The 7,354-nt window shown below is 64.3% G+C and carries 7 protein-coding genes; 3 read left to right on the top strand and 4 right to left on the bottom strand.

Going from position 1 to position 7,354, the window contains the following annotated elements; translation table 11 throughout:
* Positions 1 to 156: 156 nt before the first annotated feature.
* From hisG to B4E36_RS11285, 4 genes are all read right to left on the bottom strand, one after another.
* Positions 157 to 846, bottom strand: coding sequence for an ATP phosphoribosyltransferase (hisG, locus tag B4E36_RS11270; protein WP_292056561.1), 690 nt, complete (start codon positions 844 to 846; stop codon positions 157 to 159).
* Positions 843 to 1,982: an ATP phosphoribosyltransferase regulatory subunit gene (locus tag B4E36_RS11275; RefSeq protein ID WP_292056558.1), complete on the bottom strand. Its 1,140-nt coding sequence runs from the start codon at positions 1,980 to 1,982 to the stop codon at positions 843 to 845. Before B4E36_RS11275 ends, hisG begins: the two co-directional genes overlap by 4 nt.
* 78 nt (positions 1,983 to 2,060) lie before the next feature.
* Complete coding sequence (locus B4E36_RS11280; protein ID WP_292056557.1) at positions 2,061 to 2,423, bottom strand: VOC family protein; 363 nt, start codon at positions 2,421 to 2,423, stop codon at positions 2,061 to 2,063.
* A gap of 17 nt (positions 2,424 to 2,440) precedes the next feature.
* Positions 2,441 to 3,811: an aspartate aminotransferase family protein gene (locus B4E36_RS11285; RefSeq protein ID WP_292056554.1), complete on the bottom strand. Its 1,371-nt coding sequence runs from the start codon at positions 3,809 to 3,811 to the stop codon at positions 2,441 to 2,443.
* A gap of 367 nt (positions 3,812 to 4,178) precedes the next feature.
* Here B4E36_RS11285 and B4E36_RS11290 point away from each other — a divergent pair, with 367 nt between their 5' ends.
* The 3 genes from B4E36_RS11290 to B4E36_RS11300 are packed head-to-tail and all read left to right on the top strand — an operon-like array spanning position 4,179 to position 7,177.
* Positions 4,179 to 5,363, top strand: coding sequence for a M24 family metallopeptidase (locus tag B4E36_RS11290; RefSeq protein ID WP_292056552.1), 1,185 nt, complete (start codon positions 4,179 to 4,181; stop codon positions 5,361 to 5,363).
* Between the two features lie 3 nt (positions 5,364 to 5,366).
* Positions 5,367 to 6,524 (top strand): acetylornithine deacetylase, encoded by a 1,158-nt coding sequence (gene argE, locus B4E36_RS11295; RefSeq protein ID WP_292056550.1) that lies wholly within the window; start codon positions 5,367 to 5,369, stop codon positions 6,522 to 6,524.
* Positions 6,521 to 7,177, top strand: coding sequence for a GntR family transcriptional regulator (locus tag B4E36_RS11300; RefSeq protein ID WP_292056548.1), 657 nt, complete (start codon positions 6,521 to 6,523; stop codon positions 7,175 to 7,177). Before argE ends, B4E36_RS11300 begins: the two co-directional genes overlap by 4 nt.
* Positions 7,178 to 7,354 lie beyond the last annotated feature (177 nt).

Here is a 7,354-nt window from a genome sequence, read left to right on the forward strand (position 1 = left end):
GAAGATGAATCGATTTGCGTCAAATATTCAATAGCTTAAAAGCCATACGCGATTCCCCTGCCCTCAAGGGGGGGGAGATTGGGGCTGCGAGGCTTGGGTAAAACTACTTCTCGGAGCATTGGGCGGCCACTTTCAGGGCCGGAACTATCTTAGCCCTCACCCGCGCATCGCCGCAACGATCTCGGCAACCACCGCATCGCCCTCATGCTCGCGCTTCCTGGCGCGCATGAAACAGGCTTCCGATTTCAGGATCAGCCCGTCGGACAGGATCTTCAGATGGTTGGCCCTGAGCGTCGATCCGGTGGAGGTGATGTCAACGATGATGTCGGCCTGGCCGGCCATCGGCGCGCCCTCGGTGGCGCCGAGGCTTTCGACGATGCGGTAGAGCTGAATGCCGTGGGTGGCGGTGAAGAACTGCTGGGTCAGCCGCCAGAACTTGGTGGCGATCGCCAGCCTGCGGCCATGGCGGCTGCGGAATTCGGCGGCGACGTCGTTGAGATCGGCCATGGTATCGACATCGAGCCAGATTTCCGGCACGGCGACCACGACATCGGCCTGACCAAAACCGAGGCGGGAGACGATCTCGACTCGGGCATCGGCATTGGCGACATTCTCACGCACCACATCCTCGCCGGTGACGCCGAAATCGACGGCGCCGCTGCCGACCTCGCGCGCGATCTCGGAGGCTGAGAGAAAGGCGACCTCGATATCGCCGCGGCCCTCGATCTGGCCGCGATAGGAGCGGCTGTTGCCGTTGGTCGCGACCGTGAAACCCGCCGCCTTCAGCGCCTGTTCCGCGCCTTCCTTGATGCGCCCCTTGGAGGGCAAGGCAATGGTGACAGTCATCGGATATCCTCGGCTTGGCTGCCTGCCCGCTCGATCCGGTCGAGCCAGAGCGAGAACCCGACCGCCGGAATATGCCCGCTTGCGCCGAGCAGCGTCAGCAGCCGGTCATAGCGCCCGCCGCCGGCCAGCAGTGCCGCGCGCGTGCCGGTTTCCGTGATCTCGAAGACGAGGCCGGTGTAATAGTCGAGCGGTCGCCCGAAGGCGGCGCGATAGGTGATGTCGGCAACGGCAACGCCACTTGCCGCAATCGCCGCGATCCGGTTTTCGAAGGCGGCGATCGCCGAACCAATGTCGAGGCCGAATTTCTCCGCAAAACCGGTGAGCGCCTCCGACGCCTGATCAAGGCCGATATCGAGCGACAGAAACGTCGTCAGCGCGTCCAGCGCCTCGGCATCCAGGCTGGTGACCGACAACGCCAGCTTTTCCTTCAGCCGCCGCGCGATTTCCTCCGGGCTGCGGCTGGCATTGGTGGAATAGCCGGTGGCCTGCATGGTCTCGTCGATATGGGCGATCAGCCCGGCCTCGTCGCCATCGGCGAGGAAACCGGCGACCCGCCGGTCAAGCCCGCCGACCGGCTGCGGCCGCGCAAGGGCGTCGAGCAGCGTTTCCAGCCGCTTCTGATTGCCGAAGGCATGGATCAGCCGCTTCTGCCAGCCGCCCGGCAGGCCGAGCGCGCCGACGACCGCCTCGAAAAGGTTCTGGTCGCCGAGCGTGACCGCAAACCGCGCTTCCGGCAGGCATTCGCGCAGGATCGCGAGCGCGTCGGCGATGGCGCGGGCATCGGCCTTTGCGAAATCCGCGCTGCCGAGATCCTCGATGCCGGCCTGGAAAAACTCCGACGCGCCATCATCGCGGGACTGGCGGAACACCATGCCGCAATAGGCATAGCGCTTCGGCGTGCCGGCATTGTTCTCGATATGGTGGCGACAGACGGGAATGGTGAATTCCGGGCGCAGGCACAGGCTCTCGCCGGTCTCGCTCTCGGTCATGAAGATGCGGCGGCGCAGCGCCTCGCCCGCCATATCCAGAAAGGGGGCCGCGGGCTGGATGACCGGGATATCGGTCAACACCGTGTCGCGCGCCGCGAAGGCTTGAAGGATGGCGCCGGCGCAATCCGGCAGGCTTGTGGACGGCATGGATGGACGGTCTCTTCTGTTCGCCGCAACCGATGACCATCCTTTCAGCCAAATGTCAACGATTGCGGGCCGAAAAGCTCACGCGATCGCCTGCATCAGTTCGATGCGGTTGCCGAAGGGATCGTAGACATAGGTGCGCAGAAAACCTTCCAGCGGCGCGTCGGCCTTCACCGCGTAGCCGGCCTTCGCGACCCGTGCGGCGAGCGCATCGACATCGTCGACCAGAATGGCCGGATGCGCCTTGCGGGCGGGTCGAAAATCCTTCTCGACGCCGAGGTGGATACGCAGCCCGTCCGCCTCGAACCAGCACCCGCCGCGCGGTTTCAGGTTGTCGGGTTTTTCCACCTCGGGCACGCCCAGCAGATCACGATAGAAGGCGCGGGCCCGATCCTCTCCGCCCGCCGGCATGGCAAGCTGCACATGATGGATCGCCTTCAACATCGCGCCTCCTTTTCACCTCACCCCAGAACCGCAGTCACCGCCTTCTTCGTCGCCGCCACGATCTGGTCGGCCTCCTCGCGGGTCAGGCAGAGCGGCGGGGCATAGCCCAGAATATCGCCCTCCGGCATGGCGCGGGCGATGACGCCTTCCGAGATCAACGCGGCGGCAAGGTTGGGGCCGACCTTTTCGGACGGATCGTAGAAGGTGCGGCTCTCGCGATCCCTGACGAATTCGACGGCCATCAGCATGCCCTCGCCGCGAATATCGCCGACATGGGGATGATCGGCAAGCGCGTCCTTCATCGCGGCGCGCAGATAGGTCCCGGTCTCGGCGGCATTTTTCACCAGACCCAGCTCATCGATCAGCTTCAGATTGGCAACGCCGGCGGCAGCGCCGATCGGATGGGCGGAATAGGTCCAGCCATGACCGATCGGGCCGTTCTCATCCGTGCCCTGCTCCAGCACCTTCCAGACCTTGTCGGAAACGATGGTGCCGGAAAGCGGCGCATAGGCGGACGTCAGCCCCTTGGCAATGGTGATCAGGTCGGGCTTCAGGCCGTAGTGATCCGAGCCGAACATCGAGCCGAGCCGGCCGAAGCCGGTCACGACATCATCGGCGATCAGCAGGATATCGTGCTTTTCGAGAACTGCGGAAATCGCCTTCCAGTAGCCTTCCGGCGGCGGCACGATGCCGCCGGTGCCCAGCACCGGCTCGCCGATGAAGGCCGCGATCGTGTCCGCGCCCTCGCGCTCGATCCGCATTTCCAGCTCGGCAACGCAATGGGCGACGAAATCGGCCTCGCTCATCGCAAGGTCCTTGCGGTGGTAATAATAAGGCGCGGTGGTGTGGAACACCCGCTCCAGCGGCAGATCGAACTTCCGCTGGAAGCCGGCAAGGCCAGTCAGCGACCCGGTCATCAGGCCCGAGCCGTGATAGCCGCGCCAGCGCGAGATGATCTTCTTCTTTTCCGGGCGGCCGAGGATGTTGTTGTAGTACCAGATGAGCTTGATATTGGTCTCGTTGGCATCGGACCCCGAAAGGCCGAAATAAACCTTCGACATATGGTCCGGCGCGCGGTCGATCACCATCTTCGCCAGGTTGATCGAGGCTTCCGTGCCGTGGCCGGCATAGGCGTGGTAATAGGCTAGCTCCCTCGCCTGCTCGGCGATCGCCTCGATGATGCTTTCCTGCCCGTAGCCGACATTGACGCAATAAAGCCCGCCGAAACCGTCCAGCAGCTTGTTGCCGTCGCGATCCTCGATGAACACGCCCTTTGCCGTTTTCACGATCCGGCTCGGGCTTTCGCCGCGCGCATGCTGGGCGAGATGGGTCGAGGGGTGGAAGAAATTCTCGCGGTCGAAACGGTCGAGCTGGTCGTTGGTAAGCATCGTGTCCTCGTGCTGTGAAAGGGCTTGCGCGCCGTGTTGAAACGGTGTTGTATACAACATTGAGGGAGAATGCAAAGCGGAACATTCTGGGGCTAAGAGGCGCGCCTCGCTCACCTCCATTTCTGAGTCATCCTCGGGCTCGACCCGAGGATCCATAGCGGCCCCTGCCACGCGCGTTGCATGGCGAATAGGCTGAGCATGGTGGAGAGAGTCGAGCCCCGCATGCATGTTCCGTGTGGAAAGTCACCTGGATCCTCGGGTCAAGCCCGAGGATGACCCGGAGAGATATGGGGTAACCTGAGAAGGCGGCCCAGGTCCTTACCGCAACGCCGTCAATAGCGTTGTGCACAACAAAACGAGGAAAACCATGGCGGCGACGGAACTGCCCTTTTCAAAATCGGAATATGACCGCCGGCTGGCGCTGACCCGCAAGGGTATGGAGGCCTATGGCCTCGATGCACTGGTGGTCACCTCGCCCGCCGGCATGAACTGGCTGACCGGCTATGACGGCTGGTCCTTCTATGTCGATCAGGCCGTGATCGTCACCGGCGACGGCATGCCCTATTGGTGGGGACGGCTGATGGATGCCAATGGCGCACGCCGCACCGCTTTTCTCGATGAGGACCATATCCTCTTCTATGCCGACCGTTATATCCAGGCGAACGGCATCCACCCGATGGACGATCTCGCCGAGAAGCTTGCGGGCCTCGCGCTCGACAAGGCTCGTATCGGTGTGGAAATGAACGCCTATTACTACTCCGCCGCCGGCCACGCGGCGCTCGTCAAGGGCCTGCCGGGGGCAACGATCAAGGACGGTTCGGGCCTCGTCGACTGGCAGCGCGTGGTGAAGTCGGGCGAGGAAATCGCTTTCATGCGCAAGGCGGCGAAAATCTCCGACCGGGTGATGACCCATGCGATGGAGATCGCGGAGCCCGGCATGAAGAAAAACCATTTCGTCGGCGAGTTGATGAAGACCGCGATCACCGGCGTCGACGATATCTGGGGCGATTATCCCGCGATCATGCCGCTGCTGCCGTCCGGCCCCGACGCCTCCGCGCCGCATCTCACCTGGAGCGGCGACGAATTCAGAACCGGCGAGGCCACCTTCATCGAGCAGGCCGGCTGCTATCGCCGTTACCACGCGCCGCTCAGCCGCACGGTGTTTTTCGGCAAGCCGCCGCGATACATGACCGACGCGGCGGAAGCGCTGGTCGCCGGGCTGAATGCCGGGATCGAGGCGGCGCGGGCCGGCAACCGGGCGGGCGATATCGCCGCCGCACTGGAAAAGGAACTCTGGAAGGTCGGCATCGAGCGGCCGAGCCGCTGCGGCTATGCCACCGGCCTTGCCTATCCTCCGGACTGGGGCGAGCACACCGTCAGCATCCGCACCAGCGACGAAACCCTGCTGAAGCCGGGCATGACGCTGCATTTCATGCCGGGCCTCTGGATGGACGACTGGGGGCTGGAAATCACCGAAACCATTCTGATCACCGAAAACGGCCCGGCGGAGACACTCTGCAGCGTCGAGCGCAAACTGTTCGTGAAGGATTGACCCTTGAGCGATCTGATTGCCGCCCGCGATATTCTCGCAGACCTCGTCGCCTTTCCCTCGGTCTCGTCGGAAAGCAACCTGCCGGTGATCGCCTATATCGCCGAGCGGCTGTCGGATTGCGGTGCGCGGGTGGAAATCCTCACCGATGCCACCGGGACCAAGGCCAACCTGTTCGCAACGCTCGGCGACGACCGCCCCGGCGGGCTGATGCTGTCGGGCCACAGCGATGTCGTGCCCGTGGACGACCAGCTCTGGACCAGCGACCCGTTCACGCTTGCCGAACGCGATGGCAAGTTTTTTGGTCGCGGCACCTGCGACATGAAGGGCTTCATCGCCGCCTGCCTGGCAAAGCGGGAAACGCTGGCCGAGATCGCCGCCAGCAAGCCGATCCACTTCGCCTTCACCCATGACGAGGAGGTCGGCTGCATCGGCGCGCGGGCGCTGACGGAATGGCTGTCAGAGCGCGAGGTCCGTCCCGCGCTCGCGATCGTCGGCGAGCCGACCATGATGCGGGTGATCGAGGGCCACAAGGGCTGCTGCGAATATACCGTCACCTTCACCGGCCGCTCCGGCCATTCCTCGGCTCCCGAGCTGGGCGTCAATGCGGTGGAATATGCCGCCCGCTACATCGGCCGGCTGATGGAGCTGCGCGAACGGCTGATGGCGCGCGTGCCGGAAGGCTCCCGCTACCAGCCGCCCTACGCGACGCTCAATGTCGGCGCACTCGAGGGCGGGCTGTCGCATAATGTCATTGCCCCTCGCGCGGTGCTGCGCTGGGAAACCCGGCCGGTGATCGCCGAGGACCTGTCGCTGGTGAAAGACGACATTGCCGCCTATTGCGCCCGCGACCTGCTGCCCGCCATGCGCGCGGTGGCCCCGGAAGCCGATATCGAGACGGAAGTGATCGGCGAGGCGGCGGCGCTGTTTCCGAAAAACGAAAACGCCGCCCGCGACCTCGCCTTCCGCCTTACCGGCGAGGACCGTGCCGATGTCGTGCCCTTCGGCACGGAGGCCGGCTTCTTTCAGGAGATCGGCATGGACGCCGTGGTCTGCGGACCGGGCTCGATCGACCAGGCCCACAAGCCGGACGAATGTCTGAGCGCAGACCAACTCGGCCAGTGCCTTGCCATGCTCGACCGGCTTGCGGGCGCGTGGCGATGACGACGGAGCCTGCCACCGGTCGCGACCGGCTCGCCCAGATCCACGACATCATTCGCGAGCGGATCATGATGCTGGACTATCCGCCGGGCGAAAAGCTCTCGGAAGTGGCCCTTGCGAACGAATTCGGCGTCTCGCGCACGCCGCTCCGGCGCGTGCTCGCGGGCCTTGAGGATGAGGGATTGCTGCGCTCCGTCCACGGCGTCGGCACCATCGTCACCGATGTCGACCTTGAAGAACTGGCGCAGGTCTATCGTCTCCGGATGGAGCTTGTCGTGCTGATCGCCCATCTCGATCCTGCCCCGCTCACCGTCGAAACTGTTGCCGATTTTCGCGCGCTGCATGAACGCGCCCTGGCGCTTCGGCAGACGCCCGCGCCGCGCGATTTCGCCGCCCTCGACCGCGACATGTTTCTCGCGATCAACCGGCTTTCGCTGAACCAACCGCTCAGGGAAACCGGCGAACGCCTCTATTTCCGCACCGCCCGCATCTGGCTGCAGGCCATCACCGCCTCGGCGGTCGATTTCGAAAATGAAGCGGAGATTTATTGCCGGGAAACCGCCGAAATCCTCGCCGCCATCGAAACCGGCCAGATCGACGCGCTTTGCCATCTCCGCCGCGCCCATATCGCCATGAGCTTCGAGCGAATGCGGTGATCAGGTACGATCGAACGCCACGGCCGCCTGTCCGCGTTTAGCGGGACTCGCCTGGCTCTGTTGAGCGACAAAGCCACGCCCTGCAGCATCCTTTCGCTCGACTGCGGGGTGGCCGCGTGTGGCATGGCGGCTTGCTCCCAATACTCTCTCCCGCTGGCGGGAGAGATGCCCCGAAAG

It is taken from the genome of Martelella sp. UBA3392, from assembly GCF_002358775.1.
GTDB classification, from domain to species: domain Bacteria; phylum Pseudomonadota; class Alphaproteobacteria; order Rhizobiales; family Rhizobiaceae; genus Martelella; species Martelella mediterranea.